The 26710-nt window shown below is 63.1% G+C and carries 27 protein-coding genes, 1 tRNA gene and 2 rRNA genes; 21 read left to right on the top strand and 9 right to left on the bottom strand.

The window, feature by feature from the left end:
- From ACQR3T_RS24805 to ACQR3T_RS24710, 20 genes are all read left to right on the top strand, one after another.
- Positions 1-204 (top strand): 23S ribosomal RNA (locus ACQR3T_RS24805); the annotation flags it as partial.
- A gap of 129 nt (positions 205-333) precedes the next feature.
- Positions 334-450: ribosomal RNA gene (rrf, locus tag ACQR3T_RS24800) — 5S ribosomal RNA — on the top strand.
- Positions 451-523: 73 nt separating this feature from the next.
- Positions 524-1405, top strand: coding sequence for a tetratricopeptide repeat protein (locus tag ACQR3T_RS24795; protein WP_080737267.1), 882 nt, complete (start codon positions 524-526; stop codon positions 1403-1405).
- Positions 1402-2391 carry an HAD-IIA family hydrolase gene (locus tag ACQR3T_RS24790; RefSeq protein ID WP_428695232.1) on the top strand — a complete coding sequence of 330 codons (990 nt, stop codon included), beginning with the start codon at positions 1402-1404 and terminating at the stop codon, positions 2389-2391. Before ACQR3T_RS24795 ends, ACQR3T_RS24790 begins: the two co-directional genes overlap by 4 nt.
- A 62-nt stretch (positions 2392-2453) precedes the next feature.
- Positions 2454-2696 carry a hypothetical protein gene (locus ACQR3T_RS24785; protein ID WP_428695231.1) on the top strand — a complete coding sequence of 81 codons (243 nt, stop codon included), beginning with the start codon at positions 2454-2456 and terminating at the stop codon, positions 2694-2696.
- Position 2697: 1 nt separating this feature from the next.
- Positions 2698-3519, top strand: coding sequence for a TlyA family RNA methyltransferase (locus ACQR3T_RS24780; RefSeq protein ID WP_428695230.1), 822 nt, complete (start codon positions 2698-2700; stop codon positions 3517-3519).
- A complete protein-coding gene (locus ACQR3T_RS24775; protein ID WP_052070437.1) occupies positions 3516-4481 on the top strand; it encodes an NAD kinase in 966 nt (321 codons plus the stop codon). Before ACQR3T_RS24780 ends, ACQR3T_RS24775 begins: the two co-directional genes overlap by 4 nt.
- Positions 4482-4483: 2 nt before the next feature.
- Positions 4484-6253: a DNA repair protein RecN gene (gene recN / locus ACQR3T_RS24770; protein ID WP_428695229.1), complete on the top strand. Its 1770-nt coding sequence runs from the start codon at positions 4484-4486 to the stop codon at positions 6251-6253.
- An 84-nt stretch (positions 6254-6337) separates the two neighbouring features.
- Complete coding sequence (steA, locus tag ACQR3T_RS24765; protein WP_428695228.1) at positions 6338-7522, top strand: putative cytokinetic ring protein SteA; 1185 nt, start codon at positions 6338-6340, stop codon at positions 7520-7522.
- Complete coding sequence (locus ACQR3T_RS24760) at positions 7519-8466, top strand: copper transporter (RefSeq protein WP_428695227.1); 948 nt, start codon at positions 7519-7521, stop codon at positions 8464-8466. Before steA ends, ACQR3T_RS24760 begins: the two co-directional genes overlap by 4 nt.
- 151 nt (positions 8467-8617) lie before the next feature.
- Positions 8618-10351 (top strand): CTP synthase, encoded by a 1734-nt coding sequence (locus ACQR3T_RS24755; protein WP_037173621.1) that lies wholly within the window; start codon positions 8618-8620, stop codon positions 10349-10351.
- Positions 10348-10980 (top strand): NUDIX domain-containing protein, encoded by a 633-nt coding sequence (locus tag ACQR3T_RS24750; protein WP_428695226.1) that lies wholly within the window; start codon positions 10348-10350, stop codon positions 10978-10980. The genes ACQR3T_RS24755 and ACQR3T_RS24750 overlap by 4 nt, the downstream gene beginning before the upstream one ends.
- 5 nt (positions 10981-10985) lie before the next feature.
- Entirely contained in the window at positions 10986-11900 is a 915-nt protein-coding gene (gene xerD, locus ACQR3T_RS24745) for a site-specific tyrosine recombinase XerD (protein WP_428695225.1), read from the top strand.
- Between the two features lie 110 nt (positions 11901-12010).
- On the top strand, positions 12011-12973 hold the full coding sequence (locus ACQR3T_RS24740; RefSeq protein WP_242640164.1) for a ParA family protein: 963 nt from the start codon (positions 12011-12013) through the stop codon (positions 12971-12973).
- On the top strand, positions 12970-13806 hold the full coding sequence (locus ACQR3T_RS24735) for a segregation and condensation protein A (RefSeq protein ID WP_428695224.1): 837 nt from the start codon (positions 12970-12972) through the stop codon (positions 13804-13806). The genes ACQR3T_RS24740 and ACQR3T_RS24735 overlap by 4 nt, the downstream gene beginning before the upstream one ends.
- A complete protein-coding gene (gene scpB / locus ACQR3T_RS24730; protein WP_428695223.1) occupies positions 13803-14486 on the top strand; it encodes an SMC-Scp complex subunit ScpB in 684 nt (227 codons plus the stop codon). The genes ACQR3T_RS24735 and scpB overlap by 4 nt, the downstream gene beginning before the upstream one ends.
- Before the next feature lie 12 nt (positions 14487-14498).
- A complete protein-coding gene (locus ACQR3T_RS24725) occupies positions 14499-15677 on the top strand; it encodes a pseudouridine synthase (RefSeq protein ID WP_428695222.1) in 1179 nt (392 codons plus the stop codon).
- A complete protein-coding gene (gene cmk / locus ACQR3T_RS24720; RefSeq protein WP_428695221.1) occupies positions 15677-16357 on the top strand; it encodes a (d)CMP kinase in 681 nt (226 codons plus the stop codon). The genes ACQR3T_RS24725 and cmk overlap by 1 nt, the downstream gene beginning before the upstream one ends.
- Entirely contained in the window at positions 16357-17805 is a 1449-nt protein-coding gene (der, locus tag ACQR3T_RS24715) for a ribosome biogenesis GTPase Der (RefSeq protein WP_032377998.1), read from the top strand. Before cmk ends, der begins: the two co-directional genes overlap by 1 nt.
- Positions 17806-17890: 85 nt before the next feature.
- Positions 17891-17964 (top strand) — tRNA-Pro (locus tag ACQR3T_RS24710).
- A gap of 852 nt (positions 17965-18816) precedes the next feature.
- On the opposite strand, the gene ACQR3T_RS24705 is transcribed toward ACQR3T_RS24710, so the two are convergent.
- Positions 18817-18987, bottom strand: coding sequence for a hypothetical protein (locus tag ACQR3T_RS24705; protein ID WP_428695220.1), 171 nt, complete (start codon positions 18985-18987; stop codon positions 18817-18819).
- A 63-nt stretch (positions 18988-19050) separates the two neighbouring features.
- On the opposite strand from ACQR3T_RS24705, the gene ACQR3T_RS24700 reads away from it, so the two are divergent.
- On the top strand, positions 19051-19443 hold the full coding sequence (locus tag ACQR3T_RS24700; RefSeq protein WP_428695219.1) for a tyrosine-type recombinase/integrase: 393 nt from the start codon (positions 19051-19053) through the stop codon (positions 19441-19443).
- 134 nt (positions 19444-19577) lie between these two features.
- On the opposite strand, the gene ACQR3T_RS24695 is transcribed toward ACQR3T_RS24700, so the two are convergent.
- The 8 genes from ACQR3T_RS24695 to ACQR3T_RS24660 form a co-directional block, all read right to left on the bottom strand.
- Positions 19578-20708, bottom strand: a complete 1131-nt coding sequence (locus ACQR3T_RS24695; RefSeq protein ID WP_428695218.1) for a hypothetical protein — start codon at positions 20706-20708, stop codon at positions 19578-19580.
- Between the two features lie 205 nt (positions 20709-20913).
- Positions 20914-21261, bottom strand: a complete 348-nt coding sequence (locus ACQR3T_RS24690) for a hypothetical protein (RefSeq protein WP_428695217.1) — start codon at positions 21259-21261, stop codon at positions 20914-20916.
- A gap of 2 nt (positions 21262-21263) precedes the next feature.
- On the bottom strand, positions 21264-21728 hold the full coding sequence (locus ACQR3T_RS24685; RefSeq protein WP_428695216.1) for a prevent-host-death protein: 465 nt from the start codon (positions 21726-21728) through the stop codon (positions 21264-21266).
- Between the two features lie 240 nt (positions 21729-21968).
- Positions 21969-22244 (bottom strand): fumarylacetoacetate hydrolase family protein, encoded by a 276-nt coding sequence (locus tag ACQR3T_RS24680; protein ID WP_428695215.1) that lies wholly within the window; start codon positions 22242-22244, stop codon positions 21969-21971.
- A gap of 246 nt (positions 22245-22490) precedes the next feature.
- Positions 22491-23252: an amino acid ABC transporter ATP-binding protein gene (locus tag ACQR3T_RS24675; RefSeq protein WP_428695214.1), complete on the bottom strand. Its 762-nt coding sequence runs from the start codon at positions 23250-23252 to the stop codon at positions 22491-22493.
- 4 nt (positions 23253-23256) lie between these two features.
- Positions 23257-24177, bottom strand: a complete 921-nt coding sequence (locus ACQR3T_RS24670) for an amino acid ABC transporter permease (protein WP_428695213.1) — start codon at positions 24175-24177, stop codon at positions 23257-23259.
- Positions 24177-24950 (bottom strand): ABC transporter substrate-binding protein, encoded by a 774-nt coding sequence (locus ACQR3T_RS24665; RefSeq protein WP_428695212.1) that lies wholly within the window; start codon positions 24948-24950, stop codon positions 24177-24179. Before ACQR3T_RS24665 ends, ACQR3T_RS24670 begins: the two co-directional genes overlap by 1 nt.
- Positions 24951-25131: 181 nt before the next feature.
- On the bottom strand, positions 25132-26283 hold the full coding sequence (locus tag ACQR3T_RS24660; RefSeq protein WP_428695211.1) for a pyridoxal phosphate-dependent aminotransferase: 1152 nt from the start codon (positions 26281-26283) through the stop codon (positions 25132-25134).
- Positions 26284-26710 lie beyond the last annotated feature (427 nt).

Below are 26710 nucleotides of genomic sequence, written 5' to 3'. Positions count from 1 at the left end.
GTTCCACCAGGAGCACCGCTGGTTGGCTACGTTCGGAAGGGATAACCGCTGAAAGCATCTAAGCGGGAAGCCTGTTCCAAGATGAGGTTTCTCACCCCCACGAGGGGGTAAGGCCCCCGGCAGACCACCGGGTTGATAGGCCAGAACTGGAAGTACAGCAATGTATGCAGGTGACTGGTACTAATAGGCCGAGGACTTACCACAAAGAAGCTACGCGTCCACTGTGCAATATCTGAAACAACACACGAGTTGTTCAGTCACAATCGAATACACGAATCCGCTACCCGCACACGTGTGGGTGACAGGTTCGCTCGTGACACTGTTTCGCAGAGTTACGGCGGCCATAGCGGAGGGGAAACGCCCGGTCCCATTCCGAACCCGGAAGCTAAGCCCTCCAGCGCCGATGGTACTGCACTCGACAGGGTGTGGGAGAGTAGGACACCGCCGAACACCCGTTGTAAGAAGGGGACCCACTTGGTGGGTCCCCTTTTTGCGTTTTGTATCCAAATCCGAAAGGACGCCCGTGTCGGAAGACAACAACGATCGTCGCCCCTCTCGAGGGGACGGCGGCAACCGCCCGAGCGAGTCCCGAGATCGCAACCCCCGCGCTCAGGACCGTCGCGCCGACCCGCGTCGTTCGGACGGTCCTCCTCGCAGACGTGGTGGTGAGGGTGGGTTCTCCGGCGATCGCCGCGGTAACAGCGCATCATCCGACCGTCGACCCCCGCGGCCCGACGAGCCGGATCTGCCCGACGAGGTCGAAGCCGGCCAGCTCGAGCCGGCAGTGCGCCGAGATCTGCTGAGCTTGGACAAGAACAATGCCACTGCTGTGGCCCGTCACCTCGTGATGACCAGCAGGCTGCTCGACGACGATCCCCAGTTGGCGCTGCTGCACGCGCGCGCTGCTCGTCAGCGAGCAGGACGTATCGCCGTCGTTCGCGAGACCGCGGGTATCGCGGCCTACCACGCCGGCGAATGGGCCGAAGCCCTGTCCGAGCTTCGCGCCGCCCGGCGCATGGCCGGCGGGCCAGGTCTCATTGCCGTGATGGCCGACTGCGAACGCGGACTCGGACGTCCCGAGCGCGCCATCGAACTCGGTCGTAGCGACGAGGCTCGCGAGTTGACCGGCGAGGAAGCGTCGGAGCTCCGAATTGTCGTGGCCGGTGCTCGTATGGACCTCAACCAGTTCGACCAGGCTGTCGTCACCCTGCAGACCCCGGACCTCGACGCATCTCGCTCGGGAACCGCTGCGGCTCGCCTGTTCTACGTCTATGCCGATGCGTTGGTTGCCGCCGGTCGCGTCGACGAGGGTGTGAAGTGGTTCCTCAACGCTGCTGCGGCCGATGTCGATGGTGAGACAGACGCGGAGGAGCGAGTCGAGGAGCTGTCCGGAGGCAGTCGGTGACGTTGCTGCGCGACGCCCACGATGTCCTGCTGCTCGATCTGGACGGCACCGTCTACGCCGGTAAGGACCCCATTCCCGGTGCAGTAGAGGCGCTTTCGGGTGGTTCCGAGAAGCAGTACTTCGTGACCAACAATGCCAGTCGTGCGCCGCAGGACGTTGCCGAGCATCTTCGTGGTCTCGGTTTCGACACTTCTGCGGAGTTCGTCGTCACCAGTTCCGAGGCAGCTGCGCGTGTTCTCGCGGGCAGACTGGACGCCGGTTCGCGTGTCCTCGTCGTCGGTACCGACGCGTTGGCGAACGAGATATCCAAAGTCGGCCTGGAGCCGGTCAGATCTGCCGACGACGACCCGGTCGCAGTTGTGCAGGGTCACTCGGTCGATACAGGCTGGAAGATGCTCGCCGAGGCGGTCCTCGCGGTTCGTGCGGGTGCTCTCTGGGTAGCGACGAACATCGATGCCACCCTGCCGACCGAGCGAGGACTCGTTCTGGGAAACGGCTCGATGGTCGCAGCGGTTCGCAACGCCACCGACGTCGAGCCGATCGTGGCGGGCAAGCCGGCCGCGCCGATCATGCACGACGCCATCGAGCGCAGCGGAGCGCATTCGGCGTTGGTCGTCGGAGACCGGCTGGACACTGACATCGCGGGAGCCAATGAAATCGAGCTGCCGTCGCTACTGGTGTTGACCGGTGTGAGTACCGCCGCTGAGCTGCTTCGTGCTCCCCAGCATCTGCGACCCACCCACATCGGCCCCGACCTCGGGGTGCTCAACCAGGACGAGTCCGCGTCTCGCGTCGACAGCAAGGACGGTTGGGCGGTCGGCATCGACGGCGGAGTGCTGTCGGTGCGATTCGACCGGGACACGGCACCGGATGTGTTCGAGGGTGCTCTCGCCGTGCTGCACGTTGCGTGGTCGGGCTCCGAGTTCACGGAGGTGCGCTTCGAGGGCACTGGTCTCGGCGATCTGCGTTCGCTGCTCGGGTGTTGACAGCGTCCGGACAGCGGCGGCGATCAGGCGTTCGTCGTACCTATCCGATAGCGTGAAGGGCGATGAGCACGTCGATTCCGTTACCAGGACAGCACCGGCCGAGCAACGCCGGCGATGAGTCGTCGGCCGATCCCGACACCGTTCGAGCCGAGGTAGCCTCGCTCCTGAGCCAGCTCACTATCGTGTCGTCGGACCACGAAGAACCCGAGGCCGTGGATTCGGATTCCCTCTCGCGCGATGCGAGTTTGTTGGACCGCGCTCACGAGGTGCTCGTGCGCGCCCTGACTACCGTCGACAAGACCTGACGTGGCTCGTCGCGCACGTGTCGACGCCGAGCTGGTTCGGCGTGGGCTCGCGAGATCTCGCGAACACGCGTCGGAATTGATCGAGGCCGGTCGAGTGAAGATCGCTGGGACCGTGGCCTCCAAACCGGCAACGGCGGTGGAGCCGGGTACGCCTCTGCTGGTGGCCGAAGAAGACAACGAGGTCAGTTGGGCCTCTCGAGGTGCTCACAAATTGCTCGGGGCGCTCGACGCGTTCGAACCCCTGGGCTTGACCGTCGAACATGCTCGATGCCTCGATGCCGGTGCGTCCACCGGTGGATTCACCGACGTACTCCTCAGTCGCGGAGTACGGGAGGTTGTCGCCGTCGACGTCGGATACGGCCAGCTGGTGTGGCGGCTGCAATCGGACGACCGAGTGCACGTCATCGATCGCACCAACGTCCGGTCGATCGCTGCCGAGACGATCGGTGGACCCGTCGACGTCATCGTCGCCGATCTGTCGTTCATCTCGTTGAAACTCGTCCTTCCGGCATTCGTCGAGTGCTCGAAGCCGGGCACCGACATGGTGCTGATGGTCAAACCGCAATTCGAGGTCGGCAAGGATCGCGTGGGTGCCGGTGGCGTCGTGCGAGATCCCGCGCTGCGAGCCGAGGCCGTAGAGGACGTGGCGAACGCGGCCGTCGGCCTGGGTTTGACTGTTCGTGCGGTGGCGGCAAGCCCACTGCCGGGCCCGTCGGGCAACGTCGAGTACTTTCTGTGGCTGAGGGCAGGTGCAGGCGAGGATCTGCCGCGTACCGACATCCCGGAACTCGTCCGGCTCGCGATCGAGGAAGGACCACAGTGACTCCGTCCCACGCAGCACCGGAACTGGAGTCGTCTCGAGAGATTCTTCTCGTTGCCCATCCGGGCCGACCGGACATCGCCGAGACCGCACGCCGAGTGGGCAAAGTGTTCGACGAAGCGGGCATCTGCCTGCGGGTACTGGTCGACGAAGTGGAGCCCTCGAAGATCGAGGCGTCCGACAAGCAGGAGCACGATCACGTGTTCGTCGCGGATATGCGGCTCAACGTCGTGGAATTCGGCCCCGACGCGGCGGTCGGCTGTGAGATGGTCCTGGTTCTGGGCGGTGACGGAACCTTTCTCCGCGCAGCCGAACTCGCGCAAGCAGCTTCCATTCCGGTTCTCGGCATCAACCTCGGCCACGTCGGCTTTCTCGCCGAGGCAGAGGCCGACCATCTCGAAGATGCTCTGGCCCGCGTCATCGCCGGTGACTACCGCATCGAGCAGCGCATGACCTTGGACATCGCAATTCGCGTCGGAGATCAGGTGGTCGACCGCGGATGGGCACTGAACGAAGCGAGCATCGAGAACGGGTCGAGGCTCGGAGTGCTCGAGGTGGTGCTCGAAGTCGACGGTCGACCGGTTTCTGCGTTCGGCTGCGACGGAGTCCTGGTCTCCACACCGACGGGCTCGACGGCATACGCCTTCTCGGCCGGTGGACCTGTGGTCTGGCCGGAACTCGAAGCGATACTGGTCATTCCGAGCAATGCACATGCGTTGTTCGCGCGACCGCTCGTCACCAGTCCAGAGTCGATCGTCGCGGTCGAGATCGATGCGGGCGGGCACGCGGGATTCGTATTCTGCGACGGCAGGCGCACACTGAGCCTTCCGGCCGGTGCTCGCGTCGAAGTGGTGCGGGGCGCGTCACCGATCAAATGGGTCCGACTCGATTCGGCACCGTTCGCCGACCGCATGGTCAAGAAATTCGAACTGCCCGTCACCGGGTGGCGGGGGAGAGCGAGGTAGGGATGCTCGAAGAGATTCGAATCGACAGCCTCGGAGTCATTTCCGGTGCCAGCGCACAGTTTCACGAGGGGCTGACCGTCCTCACCGGTGAAACCGGTGCCGGCAAGACCATGGTGGTCACGAGCCTGCACCTGTTGTCGGGTGCCCGCGCCGATGCAGGCCGGGTTCGGCTGGGCGCGCAGCGCGCTGTGGTCGAGGGGCGATTCAGTACCGATACCGCGTCGGAGCAGGTGATCGACGACGTCGACAAGGTACTCGAGTCGTCGGGAGGTCAACGCGACGAGGACAATTCGATCATCGCTGTGCGGACCGTCAACTCCGACGGCCGCTCTCGTGCGCATCTCGGTGGGCGCAGTGTGCCCGCATCGGTTCTGTCGAACTTCACCGACTCGTTGCTGACGGTGCACGGTCAGAACGACCAGCTGCGTCTGCTGCGGCCCGATCAGCAACTGGCTGCCCTGGACAGATTTGCCGGCGACGCGGTGGCGTCCCTGGTCTCGAAGTACCGCAGTGCTCGCAAGACGTGGCTCGACGCTCGCAACGAGTTGATCGACCGCACCGAACGCAGTCGCGAGCTGGCGCAAGAGGCAGATCGTCTGCAGTTCGGCCTGCAGGAGATCGACTCTCTCGCACCAGAGCCGGGGGAGGATCGTTCCGTGGCCGAGGACGTGCGTCGGCTGGGTGATCTCGATTCGTTGCGTGAGACCGCAGAGGGTGCCTCGGCGGCACTCGTCGGGAGCACCGAGGAGGCGTCGGACACGACATCCGCGCTGTATCTGTTGGGCGAGGCTCGTTCTCGCTTGGAGCATGCCGACGACGCTGCTCTGACGGAGCTGCTGCCGCGACTGAACGACGCGATGGCCATCGTGGGCGACATCGGTGCCGATCTCACCTCGTACCTGACGGATCTGCCGTCCGATCCGGGTGCGCTCGACGCGATCCTGAACCGCCAGGCCGAGCTGAAGTCGTTGACGCGGAAGTACGCCGCCGACGTCGACGGGGTCATCGCCTGGGCGGAGGATGCCCGCGAGCGCCTCTCGCGCATCGACACCTCGGCCGACGCCTTGGCCGAATTGAGTGCCACGGTCGACGCAGCTGCGGTCGACGTCGCGGCGGCGGCTCAGAAGCTCAGTGCGGCCCGCGCGAAGGCTTCGCTGAAGCTCTCGAAGGCGGTGAGCGTCGAGCTGGCCGGGTTGGCGATGGGAAAAGCCAAGCTGCAGATCGATGTTCGAGCTTTGCCTGCCGGACCGTCGGACACCGCTCCGATCCTCGTCGACGGTGCCGAACTGCATGCCGGCAGCAACGGCGTCGACGAGGTCGAGTTTCGCCTGTCCGCACACGACGGTGCCCAGGCTCTGCCGATCAGCAAGAGTGCGTCGGGCGGTGAGCTCTCACGGGTGATGCTCGCCCTCGAAGTGGTGTTGGCGGGCTCGGACAAGGGCGCCACGATGGTGTTCGACGAGGTCGACGCCGGTGTGGGTGGTCGCGCTGCCGTCGAGGTCGGGCGTCGGCTCGGCCGATTGGCTCGCACCCACCAGGTCATCGTCGTCACGCACTTGCCTCAGGTCGCGGCGTTCGCCGATACACATCTGGTGGTCGACAAGACCGATGCGAAGAAGGGTGCGGCGAACAGCGGCGTTCGGACGCTGTCGTCGTCGGAGCGGGTCGTAGAGCTCGCCAGAATGCTCGCGGGTCTGGACGATACGGAGACCGGTCGCGCGCACGCGGAGGAGCTGCTGGCCACTGCAAACGCAGATCGAGCCGCCCTGTAACCTTTGGTGCTGATGTGATCAGTGTGGTAGTTGTTTCGGCGCGCCTCCATCGCCGGGCGTGTCGATCGGGTCATCATGGTCCACATGAAGATGCCGGCTCTGCTGTCACGTAGTCAGGATTCGCTACCTGGAATCACCGGGATCGCGCGAGTCGATCGCAACACGGCCAAGCTGCTCAAACGGGTCGGGCCCGGCGACATCGTCGTCCTGGACGAGCTGGACCTGGATCGTCTGACCGCAGATGCGCTAGTCGAGGCGGGGGTGCTCGCGGTCGTCAACGCGTCGCCGTCGATCTCCGGGCGTTACCCCAACCTGGGTCCCGAGGTCATCGTGGCCAACGGCATCACCTTGATCGACTCGGCCGGCACCGAGATCTTCAAGAAGATCAAGGACGGCACCAAGATTCGTCTCAACGACGGCGGTGTCTACACCGGCGATCGGCGTCTCGCCAAGGGTGAGGAGCAGAGCGAAGCCGAGATCTCCGACAAGATGATCGAGGCCAAGACCGGACTGGTCGATCACCTGGAAGCGTTCTCGGGCAACACGATCGAGTTCATCCGCACCGAAAGCCCGCTGCTGATCGACGGTGTCGGCGTGCCGGATATCGACATCGATCTCAAGGGCCGTCACGTCGTGATCGTCGCCGACGGACCAGGTCATGCCGAGGACCTGAAGAACCTCAAGCCGTTCATCAAGGAGTACTCGCCCGTCATCATCGGTGTCGGTGCGGGTGCCGACACCGCGATGAAGGCGGGTCATCGGCCCGATCTCATCGTCGGCGACCCCGAGGACGTCACCGCTCAGACGCTCAAATGTGGTGCAGAGGTGGTACTTCCGGCCGATTCGGACGGTCATGCGCAAGGACTGGAACGCATTCAGGACCTCGGAATCGGTGCCATGACGTTCCCGGCGAGCGGTGCCGCTGCCGATCTCGCTCTGCTGCTGGCCGATCATCACGGAGCCTCGCTGATCGTATCGGTCGGTAGCCCGGCCAGCCTCGACGAGTTCTTCGATCGTGGTCGTCGCAACACGAACCCGGCCGCGTTCATGACGCGTCTGAAGGTCGGGGCCAAGCTGGTCGACGCCAAAGCTGTGGCCACTCTGTACCGGAGCCGAGTTTCCGGTGGCGCGATTGCCCTGCTGATTCTCGCGGCCCTCGTTGCCGTCATCGTGGCGTTGGCAGTGTCCAACATCGGTGGTGAATCGTTGGACTGGGCGATCGACCTGTGGAACCGGTTCGCTCTGTGGTTCCAGGGGTTGCTTCCGTGATTTCGCTTCGCCAACATGCCATTTCGCTGGCAGCGGTATTCGTCGCTCTGGCCATCGGCATCGTGCTCGGTTCGGGTCTGCTGTCGAGCGGTCTGGTCTCGGGTCTTCGGGACGACAAGACCGGCCTCGAAAATCAGGTGGACGATCTGCAGGCGACCAACAACCAGCTCGGTGAGCAGCTGAACTCTGCCGACGGGTTCGACGCCGCAGTATCGGGCCGGGTTCTGCGAGACACCCTGGTGGATCGTTCCGTGGTGGTCATCACCACCCCTGACGCAGATCCCGGTGACGTCGACGGAGTCACCCGCTCGATCGGAGCGTCGGGAGCCACCGTCACCGGCCGAGTGTCGCTGACCGACGCGTTCGTCTCGGCGGCGAACGGCGACGACCTGCGCACCCGACTGACCAACGTCATTCCCGCCGGCGTGCAGTTGCGCACCGGCGCGGTGGATCAGGGAAGCCTGGCGGGTGACCTGCTGGGCTCGGTGCTGCTGCTCAACGTGCAGACCGCGCAACCCCAGTCCACCCCGGAGGAGCTTTCGCTCGCTCTGGAAACGCTGCGCAGCGGCGGGTTCATCGCCTACGACAACGGTGCAGTCGCACCCGCCCAGCTGGCGGTCGTCGTCACCGGTTCCGGTTCCTCGAACGTCGAGGACGGCAATCGCGGGGCCATCGTCGCTCGATTTGCCGGTGCTCTCGATTCGCGCGGTGCAGGTGCGGTGCTGGCCGGCCGGTCCGACGCCGCCGAAGGCAACGAATCCATTGCCGTCGTACGCGCTGATTCGGCTCTGTCGTCCTCACTGAGCACGGTGGACAACGTCGACCGTGAAGCTGGACGGATCACCACCGTTCTCGCCTTGGCGGAGCAGCTGGACGGTGCGTCGGGTCGGTACGGCACCGGAGCGAACGCGAATGCCGTCACCGTCGGAGCGCCCGCGAGCTGATCGGTGCCCGCAACGAGCGTGTCGTTGGCGGTGAGGTACGTACTGGTGTTACCGTGAAGTCCCGTGGGTAGCAGGCCCAATTTTCATGCTGTACCTCTCTTATCAGCCCCCTGGTAGGAGCAAGCCCTGCAGATTCGTCACGGGAGCCTCATTGTCACGCCTTCAGTCGCGTTCCGACACCAAGCACATCTTCGTCAGCGGGGGCGTCGCGTCTTCGCTCGGAAAAGGTCTGACGGCGTCGAGCCTCGGCCAGCTACTGACCGCACGCGGACTCCGCGTGACCATGCAGAAGCTCGATCCCTACCTCAACGTCGATCCCGGCACGATGAACCCGTTCCAGCACGGTGAGGTCTTCGTCACCGAGGACGGCTCCGAGACCGACCTCGACGTCGGACACTACGAGCGCTTCCTCGACCGGGATCTGTCCGGCTTCGCCAATGTCACCACCGGGCAGGTCTATTCGACGGTCATCGCCAAGGAGCGTCGCGGCGAGTACCTGGGCGACACCGTTCAGGTCATCCCGCACATCACCGACGAGATCAAGCGTCGAATTCTGGCGATGAACGGGCCGGACCTGCAGGGCCATCAGCCCGACGTCGTGATCACCGAAATCGGTGGCACCGTCGGCGATATCGAGTCGCAGCCGTTTCTCGAAGCAGCGCGCCAGGTTCGCCACGACGTCGGCCGCAACAACGTCTTCTTCCTGCACGTGTCGTTGGTTCCGTTCCTGGCACCGTCCGGTGAGCTCAAGACCAAGCCCACCCAGCACTCCGTGGCTGCCCTGCGCAGCATCGGCATCCAGCCCGACGCATTGATCCTGCGCTGCGATCGTGACGTGCCGCCGGGACTCAAGAACAAGATCGCGCTCATGTGCGACGTCGATGTCGACGGCTGCATCTCCACTCCCGACGCGCCGTCGATCTACGACATTCCGAAGGTGTTGCACAAGGAAGGCCTCGACGCCTACGTCGTCCGTCAGCTCGGTCTGCCGTTCCGAGATGTCGACTGGACCATCTGGGGCGGATTGCTCGAGCGCGTCCACCAGCCACGCGAAACTGTGCGTGTCGGCCTCGTCGGCAAGTACGTGGACCTGCCCGACGCCTACCTCTCGGTCACCGAGGCGCTGCGTGCCGGCGGATTCGCTCATCGCGCGAAGGTCGAGATCAAGTGGGTCCCGTCCGACGAGTGCTCGACGCCTGCGGGGGCGCAGGCTGCGCTCGGTGACGTCGATGCCGTGCTCATTCCCGGCGGTTTCGGCATTCGCGGTATCGAGGGCAAGCTCGGGGCCATCGAGTTCGCCCGCACGCGCAAGATTCCGCTGTTGGGGCTGTGCCTCGGATTGCAGTGTGTGGTCATCGAGGCGGCTCGTTCGGTCGGTCTGACCGACGCCAATTCCGCCGAGTTCGATCCCGACACCAAGGATCCGGTGATCTCCACGATGGCCGATCAGGAAGACGCCGTCGCCGGTGACGCCGATCTCGGCGGCACGATGCGCCTCGGTGCCTACCCGGCAACCCTGCAGAAGGGTTCGGTTGTTGCCGCGTCGTACGGCACCGAAAGCGTCTCGGAGCGTCACCGCCATCGTTACGAGGTCAACAACGACTACCGGGATCGAATTGCCAAGAGCGGCTTGGTGTTCAGCGGTACTTCTCCGGATGGCCATCTGGTCGAGTTCGTCGAGCTGCCTGCATCGGTGCACCCGTTCTTCGTCGCCACCCAGGCGCATCCGGAGCTCAAGAGCCGGCCGACCCGTCCGCACCCGTTGTTCGCATCGTTGATCAATGCGGCTCTGAAGTACAAGGCTGCGGAGCGCCTGCCGGTCGACGTTCACGGTGACACCGTGGCGGCGGAGGAGTCGGACGCCGCCGCCGAGACCGTCGGATGAGCGAGCCCCGACACGAGTTCACCACCCTCGACTCGACGGCGGCGTACTCCGGTGCCATTCTGGCGCTTCGGCTCGATCAGGTTGCGATGCCCAACGGGCGCAAGGCCGAGCGTGAGGTGGTCGAGCATCACGGCGCGGTCGGGATCCTGGCCGTCGACGATCAGGATCGGGTGGCCATGATCGAGCAGTACCGGCACCCCATCGGGCGACGCCTGTGGGAACTGCCGGCCGGCCTGCTCGACGCGCCGGGGGAGCAGCCGGTCCTGGCGGCTCAGCGTGAGCTCGCCGAGGAGACCGGCCTCGCCGCCGGTACCTGGTCGGTGTTGGTCGACGTGCTGGCCTCGCCCGGGTTCACCGACGAGGCCGTGCGGATCTTTCTCGCACAGGACCTGACAGAGGTGGATCGGCCCGAAGCGCACGACGAGGAAGCAGATATCGAACTCTCCTTCGTGCCTATGGACGAGGCCGTCCGTCGTGCACTGGCAGGAGAGATCGTGAACGCGTCCGCCGTCGCGGGCGTGCTTGCATTCGCTGCCGCCCGCGCCGCAGGCACCGAACTGCGCCCGACCGACGCTCCGTGGCCCGATCTGCCCACGGCATTCGAGAAGCGGAAGAGTTCACGAAAGTAGCCACCGTGATCGGCCAGCAGATTCAGACGTACCTCGACCATCTGGTGGTCGAGCGCGGTTCGGCACAGAACACGGTGTTGTCCTACCGTCGGGATCTGTTGCGGTACGAGCGGTTTCTCAGCGGCTACGGAATCGCCGATCTGGCCAAGGTCACCGAGAACGACGTCACCGAGTTCGTGCTGTACCTCCGGCGCGGCGATGAGGAGTTCACCGCTCTCGCAGCGAGTTCGGCTGCACGCACACTGATTGCCGTCCGCGGATTGCACCGGTTCGCTCTGGCCGAGGGGATGGTCGAGCGCAACGTAGCGAGCGAGGTCAAGCCGCCGCAGCCTGCCAAGCGATTGCCCAAGTCGCTACCCATCGACCAAGTGGTGGCACTGCTCGAATCGGCGTCGATCGCAGGGCCCGATGCACCGCGCGGACTGCGTGATCGAGCACTGTTGGAGTTGCTGTATTCCACCGGGGCCCGAATCTCCGAGGCCGTGGGGCTGGATGTGGACGATATCGACACCGAGTCGCGGTCGGTACTGCTGCGCGGCAAAGGCGGCAAGCACCGCATCGTCCCGGTCGGCAGGCCGGCGATCGAGGCGATCGACGCGTACCTGGTGCGTGGGCGACCAGGCCTGGTTGCGCGGTCCAACCCGGCCCTGTTTCTCAACGTGCGCGGCGGCAGGTTGTCTCGGCAGAGCGCGTGGCAGGTACTGCAGGACTCGGCCGAGCGGGCCGGGATCAGCTCCGGCGTCTCACCACACGTTCTTCGGCACTCCTTCGCCACGCATCTGCTCGACGGCGGTGCCGATGTACGCGTGGTGCAGGAACTGCTGGGGCATGCGTCCGTGACGACGACGCAGATCTACACTCTCGTCACCGTCACCACACTGCGCGAAGTGTGGGCGGGAGCGCATCCGCGGGCGCGATAGCACGAGGTCGAGCGCTGGTTGTCAGCGTGTCCGGTGACAGCGTGGGTGCCTCAAGCGGTAGCGTTTGCGTGAACTACTCGAAGACGAACAGGACAGGGGAGCGCTGGAACGTGTCGACACCGCAGCCGCCAGCGGCGGAGTCAGCCTCGGATCGTGCGCATCTCGAAGGCGCGCTGTTCCATACGCGTCAACCGGAGTCCAGTCGCGAGTCGCGCGACATCATTCCCGCTCCCAACGAACTCGGGCCCACCGGTCGAAAGACGCGGTCGGTTCCGGATCCCCAACCGCTGGCCAGTCATGGCCCGGCCAAGATCATCGCGATGTGCAATCAGAAGGGTGGCGTCGGCAAGACGACGTCGACCATCAACCTGGGTGCATCGCTGGCCGGCTACGGTCGTCGCGTGCTGCTGGTGGACCTCGACCCGCAGGGCGCACTGTCCGCGGGCTTGGGCGTCGCGCATCACGAACTCGATCTCACGGTCTACAACCTTCTCGTCGAGGCGAAAGTCTCTGCCGACGACATCATCATGCGGACTCGCGTCGAGAACCTCGATCTGATGCCCAGCAACATCGACCTCTCGGCCGCCGAGATTCAGCTGGTGACCGAGGTGGGCCGCGAGCAGACGCTCGGGCGGGTGCTGCATCCGATTCTGGATCGTTACGACTACGTGCTCATCGACTGCCAGCCGTCGCTCGGTCTGCTGACTGTCAACGCGCTCACATGCGCCGACGAGGTACTGATTCCGATGGAGTGCGAGTACTTCAGCCTCCGCGGCCTGGCACTGCTCAACGACACCGTCGAAAAGGTGCGCGATCGTCTGAATCCTCGGCTGAAGTTGGCCGGCATTGTGGTGACGATGTTCGACGCCCGAACGCTGCACTCTCGCGAGGTGATGACACGGGTGGTCGAGGTGTTCGGGGACGTCGTCTACGACACGGTGATCACTCGTACGGTCCGGTTCCCGGAAACCAGTGTGGCCGGTGAACCCATCACCACATGGGCTCCGAAATCCGGCGGCGCGCAGGCGTACCGCGCTCTGGCGCGCGAGGTGATCTACCGGTCGGGTCCGTGACCGTCGACGCTGCCGACGAGGCCCCGATAGAGGTTCCCGCCGACGCGGATCCGTCGAAGTTTCGGGTTCGGTTGCTCAACTTCGAGGGTCCGTTCGACCTGCTGCTGTCCTTGATCAGTCAGCACCGCATGGATGTCACCGAAGTGGCGCTGCACACCGTCACCGACGATTTCATCTCGTTCACCAAGTCTCTCGGTGCCGATGTGGGACTGGACCAGACGACGGAGTTCCTGGTCGTCGCTGCCACGCTCCTCGATCTCAAGGCAGCTCGTCTGCTGCCCTCGGGTGACGTCGAGGATGCCGAGGATCTGGCGCTGCTCGAAGTGCGAGATCTCCTGTTCGCGCGGTTGCTGCAGTACCGAGCCTACAAGCAGGTGGCCCTGCTGTTCGGTGAGCTGGAAGCTGCTGCGCTGCGGCGGTATCCGCGATCGGTGTCGGTGGAAGACAGGTACGCCGATCTGATCCCGGAGGTGTTGCTCGGCGTCGACCCTGCCAGGTTCGCAGACATCGCCGCTGCCGCCTTTCGGCCCAAGCCGATTCCGCGGGTGGGGCTCGATCACATCCATCAGCACGCCGTCTCGATTCCCGAGCAGGCCGAGTGGCTGTTGGAGAACTTGCAGGGCCGCGGCCTGAACGAATGGGCGTCGTTCTCGGAGCTGGTACAGGACTGCGAGGTGCAGGTCGAAATAATCGCGCGATTCCTGGCGTTGCTGGAGCTGTTCCGCCAACAGGTGATCGCGTTCGAACAACCGGAGCCGCTGGGCGATCTCCGAGTGAGCTGGACCGGCAAGGACGAAGGACCCATCGTGGTCACGGAAGAGGACTACGCATGAGTGCCGACCCCGAACTCGAGCTCGAGGACGTCGACGATTCCGAGGAGTTGGACGACGCCACCCTCGCGTCGGCGCTCGAAGCCGTGTTGCTGATCGTGGACACCCCCGCGTCGGACGAGCAGCTCGCATCCGCCGTGGGTACATCGGTCGCTCGCGTACGCGCCTCCTTGAACGCGATGGCCGCAGCACTGACCGAGCGAAGCAGCGGAATCGATCTTCGCTACGCCGGTGACGGGTGGCGTTTCTACACCAGAACCGCGTACGCGCCCTACGTCGAACGGCTGCTTCTGGACGGCGCTCGGTCCAAGCTCACACGCGCAGCATTGGAAACCCTGGCCGTGATCGCCTATCGTCAACCGTTGACCCGCGCACGAGTCAGCGCCGTACGCGGAGTCAATGTCGATGGAGTGATGCGTACGTTGCTCGCCCGTGGACTGATCTCCGAAGCAGGAACGGACCCGGAGACGAACGGAACGATGTACTGCACCACCGAGCTGTTCCTCGAACGGCTCGGGCTCGCATCGCTCGGTGATCTACCTGAACTGGCACCGCTGTTGCCGGGTGTGGACCTGATCGACGAGATCAGTGACAGCATGGACACCGACCCGAGAATGACCCGCTCCACCAAGAACCGCGGATCGAAACCCGATCCGGCAGCCGAGCTCGACTCGGACGACTGATAGGTAAGACAAGTGAACAAGCCCGCTCGCCGTGATGGCACACCGGACCGCAACAAGAGACAAGACCCACGCAGGAAGCCGACCGCAGGTAGGTCGGACACTCCGCGTGACGCACGCCGCGGAGATCGCACCCGCGACGCTGCGCCCCGTGACGGCGCCCCTCGCGCCGGTGCACCTCGAGCCGGAGGACCCCGCGCAGGCGCTCCCCGAACCGGAGCACCCCGGACCGGAGGCCGACCGGATCCCCGCAGAGGCGTCGAGCAGGACGAGTTCGATTACAAGCCTGCCGACACGGGCATCAACGACCGCAGCAACGACGCGGTGCCCCGCAAGAAGCCGTCGCGTCCCAAGCCGCCGAAGCCGCAGAAGAAGCAGGTTCCGACGACCACGATCAGCAACGCCAAGCCGGCGAAGCACCAGCACACCGATTCCTCGCCCCGCAAGCACGTGCCTGCCGGTGAAGGTGTTCGTCTGCAGAAGGTGCTCGCGCAGGCCGGTGTCGCATCGCGTCGTGCCGCCGAAGAACTGATCGCCGACGGCCGCGTCGAGGTCGACGGACGCATCGTTACCGAACAGGGCATCCGTATCGACCCGAACATCGCCGTGGTCCGCGTCGACGGCACCCGCGTCGTCGTGAAGGAAGAGCTGGTTCATCTCGCGATGAACAAGCCGCGTGGATGGCAGTGCACCATGTCCGACGACCTCGGACGCCCGTGCGTCGGCGACATCGTCTCCGAGCGCGTCCAGGCGGGGCAGCGACTGTTCCACGTCGGCCGCCTCGATGCGGACACCGAAGGGCTGTTGCTCTTCACCAACGACGGTGACCTTGCTCACCGCCTGATGCACCCGTCGTTCGAGGTCTCCAAGACCTATTTGGCAACGCTGTTCGGCACCATTCCCCGCACACTCGGCAAGCAGCTGCGTGAGGGCGTCACTCTCGACGACGGCCCGGTGAAGGTCGACGGCTTCCAGCTGCTCGACATCTCGGACGGCAAATCACTCGTCAAGGTGACCCTGCACGAGGGCCGCAAGCACATCGTGCGTCGGTTGTTCGACAAGGTCGGATTCCCCGTCGGCCGCCTCGTGCGTACCGATGTCGGCAACATCGTGCTCGGCGATCAGCGTCCAGGAACACTGCGTGTCCTCGGCCGCGGCGAGATCGGCAAGCTCTACGAATCCGTAGGCCTGTGATGAGTGCGCTCGTCGTGGCGATGGACGGGCCGTCGGGCACCGGTAAGTCGTCGGTATCGCGTCGGCTCGCGTCGGCACTCGAAGCAAGCTACCTCGACACCGGTGCGATGTACCGCGTCGCGACGGTATGGGTGTTGCGTTCGGGCGTCGAGCCCACCGATGCTGACGCAGTCGCGAAAGCTGTTGCTGCCCTTCCCCTCGAGATCGGCAAGGACCCGCTGTCCGAGACCGTGTTGCTCGACGGTGAAGACGTCAGCGGCGAAATTCGCGGCGACGCCGTCACCAAGTCCGTCTCGGCCGTCTCTGCCGTGCCTGCGGTGCGCGAGTTGTTGGTGCAGATGCAGCGCGATCTCGCGAGCTCGTCCACGCGAATCGTGGTGGAGGGCAGAGACATCGGCACCGTCGTTCTTCCCGACGCCGACGTGAAGGTGTTCCTGACGGCCTCACCGGAAGCGCGTGCAGAGCGTCGCAACAAGCAGAACGTAGAGCAAGGTCGCGGCGACGACTACGAATCCGTGCTCGCGGATGTGCAACGCCGTGACCATGCAGATTCGACAAGAGCAGTGTCACCGCTTCGTCCCGCCGAGGATTCGGTGATCGTCGATACCAGCGAGCTGGATCTCGACGGTGTGATGGAGCGCTTGCTGCTCGTGGTCAACGACAGAACTGGAGCAGTGTAGTGAGTGAAGAATTCTTCTCCGGCGCAGCGGAAACCGCGGGCGACGGAACATGGAGCGACGAGGGCGAGTGGGAGTACGTCGACCTCAACGAAGGCGAAGACGGCGAAGATGCCGTGGCCGTTCCGACCCTCGCCGTGGTGGGGCGTCCGAACGTCGGCAAGTCGACGCTCGTCAACCGCATCATCGGACGACGTGAGGCCGTGGTCGAGGACGTCCCCGGCGTCACCCGCGACCGAGTGTCGTACGAGGCGAACTGGAGTGGTCGACGATTCCTGGTGCAGGACACCGGCGGTTGGGAGCCCGACGCCAAGGGTCTGCAGCAATCTGTTGCGCGCCAGGCCGAATTGGCGATGAACACCGCCGACGCGATCCTGTTGGTCGTCGACGCTCGTGTCGGTTCGACGACGACGGACGAGGCAGTGGCACGAGTACTGCGCCGGTCGAAGACTCCGGTTCTGTTGGTGGCCAACAAGGTCGACGACGGTCGCACCGAGTCCGAGGTTGCCGCACTGTGGTCGCTCGGTCTGGGGGAGCCGCTGTCGGTTTCGGCCACCCACGGCCGCGGCACCGGCGATTTGCTCGACCGTGTGCTCGAGGCACTGCCCGAGACGCCGCGTGAAGGTATCCCCGGTGGGGGACCCAGGCGTGTGGCTTTGGTCGGCAAGCCGAACGTCGGCAAGTCCTCGCTGATCAACAAGCTGTCGGGTGACGAGCGCTCGGTGGTGCACGATGTTGCCGGCACCACCGTCGACCCGGTCGACTCGTTGGTCGAATTGGGCGGTAAGACATGGCGATTCGTCGATACCGCAGGCTTGCGCAAGCGCGTCAGTCATGCCAGTGGTGCCGAGTTCTATGCGTCGCTGCGCACCAAGTCCGCCATCGAGGCTGCCGAGGTCGCGATTCTGCTTCTCGATGCCTCACAGGTGATCTCGGAGCAGGATCTGAGGGTTCTGAGCATGGTCTCCGACGCCGGCCGCGCGCTGGTCTTGGCGTTCAACAAGTGGGATCTGGTGGACGACGATCGTCGTCAACAGCTCGAGAAGGAGATCGATCGCGATCTCGCTCGGGTGCCGTGGGCGCAGCGAGTGAACATCTCGGCGCAGACGGGCCGCGCCGTCCAGAAGCTGGTTCCCGCTCTGGAGACGGCTCTGGAGTCGTGGGACAAGCGTGTGCCCACCGGACGCCTCAACACGTGGCTCAAGGAGGTCGTGGCGGCCACTCCGCCGCCGATGCGTGGCGGACGTCTGCCGCGCATCATGTTCGCGACGCAGGCCAGCACGAGGCCGCCGACGTTCGTGCTGTTCACCACCGGCTTCCTCGAGGCCGGCTACCGCCGGTTCATCGAGCGGCGTCTGCGTGAAGAGTTCAACTTCGACGGCAGCCCTGTGCGCGTCTCGGTGCGAATCCGCGAGAAGCGGGAACGGCCGGGCAAGGGCAACAACCGCTGACGTTTCCCGGTCTTGCCCCTGAGCAGGCGATTTCCTCTCAGGGGTAGGGCTGGGGTAATCTCAGCAAGCGCCTTTCGAGGCGCGGCGGGCTGTGGCGCAGTTTGGTAGCGCACTTGACTGGGGGTCAAGGGGTCGCAGGTTCAATTCCTGTCAGCCCGACACAGATAGATGCAGGTCAGAGGCGGTTTCGGAGAAGTCCGAGACCGCCTTTGTTGGCTCAAAATGGGGTTCCGTGCCGCTCAGTGTCACTACTCGTTCCTTAGTCGATTTTTGATGTCCATAGGCGTCCGCCTCGACCGCGCTGACTGAGCCGAGGTTTCGGCCGCTTCGACCGCGTGAATCTCGAATCCCGGATCACTCTCTTGTGGGGACTGTCCGAGCCCTGACGGCGGTCATCCACGCGTGTTCGCACCGAGCGATCTGGACCCTTATATCGGGTAACTCAGTCGACCTAGCAATGGCCGATGTCAACCTTGTAAATTGCATTTTCCGCGCCGTATGCCTTGAAATGCCAGTTCAGCACAGTTTTGCTCTGCAAACGTCTCGGTGAGCTGCGTTGGGGCATGTATGGACTTCCGACCAATTCAAACACCTGCGGTGGGCCTCCCCGATCCCGTCGAAGCGGTGGCTGTGGAGCCTGAGATCCCGCTCGCCGCCGCGAAGCGAATCGCGAGCGCTATGGAGTCCTCCCGCTAGGGGGAACACGTAGGGCGTATGCGGCCGCGTAGAGACGGTTCACGAACTGATGCATGCGAACGGTCACGTGGCGTTGCCGGAGCACCTGGTCGCTGTCGCCACCTCCCTGGTCGACGCCGCAGATAGCCGGACCGAGACGGGGGAGCGGGCCTACGCCGTCGCCACGTTCGGCACCTGGATAGCCGCGATCGACCACCAACACAGCACCACCCGTCATCTGTCGCCGTCCGCGCGCGAACTCGTCACCGCGACACTGTCGGGCATTCGGCGGGAGTATGCCGCGGCGGGGACCGACCCCGTACCCCGCGAGACCCACTACTGGCCGACGACATCAAACTCCTCGTCGAGACGGAGCGGGAACGATGCCGAGGCTGGGCCGACGAGGTACTCGAACACCGCGATTCCGCGATTCTGCTCCTCGGGTTCGCCGGCGCATACCGCCGCAGCGAATTTTCGGAGATGGTGTGCGGGGACATCACTGTGCATCGGTACGATGGTCTGCACATCCGGTTACGGAAGTCGAAAACCGACCAAAAAGGCAAAGGAGCAGTGAGAGCGCTGCCGTACATCGACTCTTACGAGACCTGCCCACCCTGTGCGTACGTCCGCTGGGTCCAGGTCGTCGCGGCCTTCGATGTCGGTGGCCGTCCGTCTGTGATCCGCCTACTCCGGAAACAAGAACTGTTCGGCGATCACGTGTGTCGTGGAGGGGTAAACCGCACTGCCGCTCGCGTACCGCTGCTCCGGGCCGTCGCGAAGAACGGGAACCTCGGCGACACTGAGTTGTCCGGGGCCGCTATTCACCAGACCATCCGCCGCCGCGCCACGCAGGCCGGTTTCGATCCCACCGCGCTCGCCAAACTCGGCGGACACTCGCTCCGCGCCGGATTCGTAACGCAGGGCACCCGCAACGGTGGCGACGGATCCGCCATCGCCCGCTAAACCGGACATGCCAGCCTCGACCCCGTCGAGGTCTACCGCCGCGAACACGCACCGTTAGCCGGAAACGCCGTCAACGAAATTGGGTTGTGACGGGTTTGATGGCTGCTTGGTTTCACATCACTCGACGGTCTTGCTCAAGACTGGCGTGCGGGCAGTCGCCCGTGTTTTCTGATCCAACTGGTTCCGTCTTCATCAGCGAAAGTGATGTCGACCTCCACCTGTGCCGCAGAGCGGTCAAATGGCCCGCATTCATAGACGACCTCAGCCTTGCCGTTCATCGCGAGTACAGAAGGAAACTCGACTGCCATGTACGCCTGCAACTCCCGCTGTATCGCCGGGTTCAGGCGCGCGCTCATGTGACCAGCCATCATGTCGGCGGCTGCGGGGCCAATTCCGGGAGACCACGGGTTTGCCCTGGATGCTTGGGTCAACAGCGGTCCGAGTATTCCTGACAGTCCTTGACTCATGAACTGGCTAACGGCTTCTCCTGCCGTTCGACCATCTCTGGCGGGAGCACACCGCACGCTGGTTCTCTGACCATCCTGATCCGCGACATACACGTCCGCGGAGAGGTCAGTGATCGGCCCGGCGCTGCCATTGCTGACGGTAACCGTCCAAAGATTGTCGCCCAGCGGAAGAATTGCTACGGAAGCGGTTATTGCACGGACTCGTCCCGCATTCCCACCACCGGCGCTAGTTGATAGGTGAAACTGGTTGATGTAGTCCCGACCGACACTGACATTCTCCGATGTCGTGGTGAAGTGCGGCGCAGCAGATTCCGCCCCGGCTGCTGCGCCCCGTTCAGGGTGGGGCGGCTCCGCGTGTTGTGCCCGCACTCCATCAATTTGCAACGATCCGCTCGTATGAATATCGGTTGCCAGTACCCCGCTGCCGCCGAGAACTGCTACATCTCGAATCGTTATGTCGCCTTCAGTAGACAATCGTTCTAGACGTACTCCAACAATTCGTGCCGCTTCGGGAGCGTGCTCGGCCACCTGCCGTAGCACCTCCTGAGCCGCCAATCTGAGATCTTCGTCTGCACTGGCTTCGGTTTTCGACAGCTGTTTGGCCAAAAGTTGCCGCCGCAGAGGCTCTTCCGGGTCAGACTCGAGACCTTCTACTTCTGCAGCTACCGCGCTGTACTTCGTTGACATCAAACGCTTCAGGGCGGCATATGCATCGGCGAAAGCCTGCGTAGCGACGCCGGAAGCACCAGCTGCCGCACCTGTCGCTATGGCCGTGACGATTGGTTCCAGTGCATCCATCAAGACCGACTTTCTGAGTTAACTAGTTGCTCGCTGGTAATAGTAAGTGTCGACACCGACAGCACCGCGAACCCATTTGGCATCGGGAACTGCCCCGGTTTCGGAAGTCGCCGCTGCGACCCATGCCGCCGGGCTACTGCAACAAGATCGGCGTAGGCAGGGGAGCAGCGGATTTTGAAACCAGTCCTCATGGAGCGCAGATGGCCTACTTCGTTTCGTTAGGATGAGCGGCGTGCACCTGCTCGAGGTAGACGGTGCGCTCCTTCACGAAGAACCAGATCCGCGCCGTGCCTCTGCTTGTCAGCTTGTGCTGCCAGCGTTCGTGGACCTCGTTGCCGCGGGTGACCGTGCCGAGGTCGCCACGTAGCGGATAGTTCGTCGGCGTCTTCGCCAAAGGCGTCCGCGTTAGAAAGTCCCATGCATCAGCCAGTGGATTACGAATTGTTGCGGAGAGGTCCTGCCAGCCCTTACGCGCATTGCCGGTGGCAAAGCAGATTTCGTACTCGACCTTCTTCGTCGGACGAGGAACAATCTCGCCACGCTTGCCCGCCACCGTTACGGACGCTCAACAACGACATCATCGTCGCCGGAGTCAAGCCAATCGAGATCGGCTCGGCCAAGACCGGCGGCAATAGCGATCGCAGTCTCGCGCCACGAGGCGAGTTCCGCAAGTACCAGATGCGGCTGGTCGGTGGAAAACGACGCGCGCGCGGCGTCGACGAGGTCCTGCGAGCAAGCACCCCGATCCTCGGTGGACAGAGCCAACATCCAAGGAAACACCCGAGACATTCTCTCAGCCAGCGGGCCGTCATCATCGATGGCGACCCCAATGAGCTGTGCGGCGAACTCAAGCATGCGGACGCGGCCCTCCGCCTCGCGTTGTGACATGAGTACGAGAGCCTCGCCATCACGTCGAGTCACCGTCACCGGATGGTCCTCGGCTTCCGCAAACACCTCGGCTGAGTGCTTGCTCAGATCCGACGATCGACGAGTCGAAGTACGAGTAACTGTCGTGGGCATACGCCAGATTGTATTCGGAACGTGTTCGGAAGTCCAGTGTCAACCGCTCACATCCCGGGAGACGTACCGGGCATGGACGGCGACGGCGACAGGTGAACCGAAGAGCTCCTGCAGCGCACCCCCAATCCGCTCTTTTGAGACGAGTCCGCGCCCTGATAAATCCCTCCCACTGTCACCACCGAACTCCACCGCCAGAAAGCAGAAGACCCCCGAACCTGACATGAAGTCAGCTATCGGCGTTTAAAGCGGTCGAGCTGTGAATGGGGAGTCCTCGTCAACGTGTCTTGACGGTGCGGTAACTATGCCAGCGGCATGTCGGAAGCCTGGGATCCTCTTCCGGCTTAGCGGTCCACGCCGCCAGCGTCGCACCGCGCACCTTGCGCCTGGGGGAGTCTCACTCGCAACGACAACCGGCCCGATGTTGGCTAGCTCGAAGACCACCTCGTCTCCATCGTGGACCTGGCCGACCCCGGCTGGGGTACTTGTGGCCAGAACGTCGCCAGGCTCGAGCACCATCCACCGAGCTGACACAGGAGATCAGTGCAGTGACGCTCCAGATCAAGTCGGATATGTCGGCCCTCTGTGGTAGCGCCCCGTTGACCCAGGTGTGCGGTTCCGGATCCTCGAATCGAAAACGATCATTTGCAACCGCTACCCGGCACCGCACCGGAGGTCTCCAGGTCCATACGACGGACAATCGGCCCGCAAGAACACCGACGCCCGCCCCGATCGCCCCAAGATTTGGGGGGGTGAAGCCCGGGGTTAGAGCACGCGAGCCAGAAAGTCCCTGGTTCGCTGCTGCCTCGGATCGGAGAGCACAACCTTCGGATCTCCCGACTCGACGACGTAACCGTCTGCCATGAAAACCACTTCGGAGGCCACTTCCTTGGCGAATGCGATCTCATGGGTCACCACGACCATTGTGATGCCGCTTTCCGCGACTTCACGCATGACATGGAGAACCTCCCCGACAAGTTCGGGATCGAGTGCCGACGTCGGCTCATCGAAGAGCATGACTCGCGGACGCATCGCCAAAGCGCGGGCGATGGCGACGCGTTGTTGTTGGCCGCCTGACAGCTGTGCGGGGTGTGCGTGAGCCTTCTCAAGTAATCCCACACGGTCCAGTAGTTCCTCGGCGCGCTGTTTGGCCTCTTTCGCCGGGGCCTTCAGTACATTGATCGGGCCCTCGGTTACATTTTCCAATACGGTCTTGTGCGCGTATAGATTGAAACGTTGGAAAACCATTCCTATACGGGCTCGCTGTGCGGCAAGCTCTTTTCCGGATAATTCCTTGAGCTTGTCTTTGTTACGTTGGTAGCCGACATATTCTCCATCCACGATTATCTCGCCGGCATCGATGGTTTCCAGATGATTGATGCATCGAAGCATCGTGGATTTTCCTGATCCCGACGGCCCGATAACAGCAGTGACCGATCCTTCCGGGACGCTCAGGCTCACGTCTTTGAGGACGTGAATTTTACCGAAAGATTTCTGGATGTGTCGGACTTCGACAATTTCGGACACGATTTTATTTCCAATCGCTTGGGCGTGCGGGAGGGTTGTTCTGTTCTACTGCTACAGCCTCGGCGTGGTCGGTGAAGGAGGTGAAGCCTTTTCCTACAGATCGCTCCAAGTAGTGCTGGCCGATCGACGCGATGGTCGTGAGCACGAGATACCAGAAGCACGCTGTGAGGAGAAGCGGTATGACCTTGAAGTTGACGGCGTAGATGTCTTGGACGCGTGAGAGAAGATCGCCACCTGAGATGAACGCAACCAGTGAGGTGGCCTTGAGCATGTTGATCGCTTGGTTAGCGGTCGGAGGTACGATGACTCGCATCGCTTGAGGCAACGTGATTCGACGCATCGCCAGGCTTTCGGTCATACCCGAGGATAGTGCCGCTTCGCGCTGGCCCGGGTCGACGGAACTGATTCCCGAGCGCATGATCTCGGCCATGTACGCTGCCTCGTTCAGGGTGAAGCCGAGAATTGCGGCTACAAAGCCTGTGATGAGAGTGTTGGTGGGTGTCGATATGGAAATGTCCGTGAAAGGGATTCCGACCCCTAGGACCTTGAAGATAAGTGCGAGGTTGTACCAAAAGATGAGCTGCACAAGAAGGGGTGTTCCACGAAATATCCAGACATAGAGATATGAGACAGTGCGTAGTACCGGGTTGGCGGATAGGCGCATGATCGCCAGGAGAGTGCCGAGGACGACACCGAGGATCATGCATATCACCGTCAGGACGATCGTGTTGACGAGGCCGGCGAGGATATCGATGTTGAACAGATAGCTCCATGCAACGTTCCATTGCATGTTGGGGTTTTTTGCCAGCGACCACAGCAGCATCGCACTCAGTAGCAGCAGTACCGCCGCGCTGACGTATTGACCGTACTTCCTCCTGCCTTCGATCAGTAAGGGAGCTTCACGGGTTCCAGAATCGATGATCATCACTTTGCTCCATTTACGGTCGGCTCGGGAATTGCCATTTCGCTCAGTTCCCAATGGTCGAGAATTTTTTGGTATGTTCCGTCTTTCATGAGCGTGGTCATCGCAATCACTATCGCCTGACTCAGCCCGGTCTCGCCCTTGCGGATTCCGACTCCATTCAGTCCGGCACCGTAGAAGGTGTCGACCATCTGGAGCTCGCTGCCGGAGGCCCGCACTTGTGCGCGGGCAAGAGCGTATTCAACCGGAACCGTGTTGACTCTCCCGTTGTACAACGCCAACTGTGCATCGGCGACCGTCGGAAAGCTATTGATCTCGATCGCCGATCTACCTGACTCCTCGCATTTGTCGGACTGAGCGTCCACTGCCATGATCGATTTGGACCCGATCGGCCCGGCGACCGAATGCCCGCACAGTTCTTCGAATGTTGAGATCCCTGTCGGATTACCCTGTTGGACAACGAATGTCTGCTTACTGGCGGCGTAGTCGACGAAGTCGATCTGTTGCTGCCGCGCTACCGTGTCGCTGAAATTGCCCATCACGACATCGAAACGCCCTGACAACAGGCCCGGGACCATCGAGACGAACTTCGTGTTGGTCATCTCTGGCCGAAGTCCGAGCTTCTGGGCCACCGCGACAATGAAATCGGCCTCGACGCCGGTAATTTCGCCGTCCACGGTTTGCAGATACGGCGGCTGCGAGGTCTCACCACCCACCTGAAGCGATCCGCTGCTGCGAACCGATTCCGGCAACAGCGCGCGAGCCTCGTCGTTCACTGCAAGCCCGCCGACAGCTGCAGAGGCAACCAAACCTGATCCCGGTGGGCCACTTCCCAGTTCGATTCCGGACGACCCAATGCTGCAACCGGATACCAACAGCGGCACCAACGCCGCGACGGCAACGATCATTCTAGGCTTCATGATGGCTCGCTCTTCTATGTCTGTCGAGTTTGATGGGTCAGTTCGAACGCTTCAAGGAGGAGAAATAGTCGCTGACACGATCGAGGCCTTTGTCCAGAGTGGTCTCATCCGCCGTCAGCGTGATCCGGAGGTGGTGTTCACCAGCGGGGCCGAATTCCCGCCCGGCCCGTAGCAACACCCCCCGCTGGGACAGTTCGCGGACGACGTCGATCGAGGGTTTCGAGTGGTCGTATCGAGGGAACACGAACAGTCCACCCTCTGGGACGGTGGTCTCGAATGCGGGAATGGACCTCAAATGTTCGATGACTCGGTCCCGCCGATCCTGAAATCGATCTCGCATGTCCGCCGCCCACGGGAGTTCGGTCCGCAATGCGGCAAGTGCCGCGCGCTGAGCGATCGAGTTGACCGTCGTCAAGGTGTTGCGGTGGATCAGACGGATGTCGTCGATGATGGGTGCCAACGCCACGGTGTAGCCGACTCGCCATCCAGACATAGCTGATGTCTTGGACATGCTTTGGCAGTAGATCAATTGATCGCGCCACGCGTCGATCTCGATTGCGGAGACAAACCGACGGTCGTCGAAGGTGAACCGATCGCAAACTTCGTCCGAAATGACAATGACGCCGTGCGCCGATGTCAGCGTGGCGAGGGCTGTCAGTTCCGAGTGAGTGAACACTGCGCCCGAGGGGTTGGACGGGTTGACCAGAACAAGGACCCTGCACTCGTGCAATCTGCTCTCGATCGCCTGAAGATCGAGATGACCGGAGGCATCGAGTGGTACGTGAACAGGAATGGCCCCGGCCATGTGGGCTGCAGCCTCGAACAGTGAATAACTAGGGTCGAGCAACAGCACTTTGTCCCCTGGAGACAAGGTCGACGTCATCGCCGACCATGCCCCGGAGCTAGCGCCATTCGTCACCAGCACATGGGCGGGGTCGTAGTCGTACCCCGAGACGGCGGAGGTGATGCGTGCGACTTGCTCACGCAGTTCGGGATCCCCCCTGGGATCGCCGTAGCGTGTGCGGCCCTCACGCATGGCCTCGACGGCGGCGTCAACAATAAGAGCTGGGGTCGGAAAATCCGGGTCGCCGCTGCTGAGCATGACGACGTCTGCCGCCTCGCTGTGGACGGTGGCAGGACGCAGACTCTGGGTGCGTAAACGTTCGACCAGTGCTGACGGTGTGTACATCGATTCCTCCGGGTAGGACTGAGGGCTGACAGAAGAACGTGACGGCGGTCCGATCGGCGCTGTCCAGGCCTCATCATGCGAAATTCTCAGACTGCCCGCCGCGTTTCGAGAGCCGTAACGACCACGCATCGCGGGGGACGGCTCCGTGTGTTCAGGCCGCAGTCAATTGGACTCTCGCTCCTGTTCCATCCGTCCGTTCTGACGAGCGGATGATCTGAGTACTAATTACATACTGCGATTCATGTCTCACTTGAGTCTGGCACCTCACGGGATGGGAGTCAACGAATATTCCGACGTTGCCTGTAACGTTCTTGTTTCCTCGAATTCAGTCTCCGATCACGCAGGGCGGACAGAAGGCGGCACCCGAGATCGTTGCTTTCGTTGTTTGGTTGCGCGTCAACGCTTCTAAGGTCGAGTTCGTTCAATG

The organism is Rhodococcus sp. IEGM1428 (genome assembly GCF_050321865.1).
Taxonomy (GTDB): Bacteria; Actinomycetota; Actinomycetes; order Mycobacteriales; family Mycobacteriaceae; genus Rhodococcoides.
Note: the sequence above shows the minus strand (reverse complement) of the source record. Positions and strands in the feature narration are given on the sequence as shown.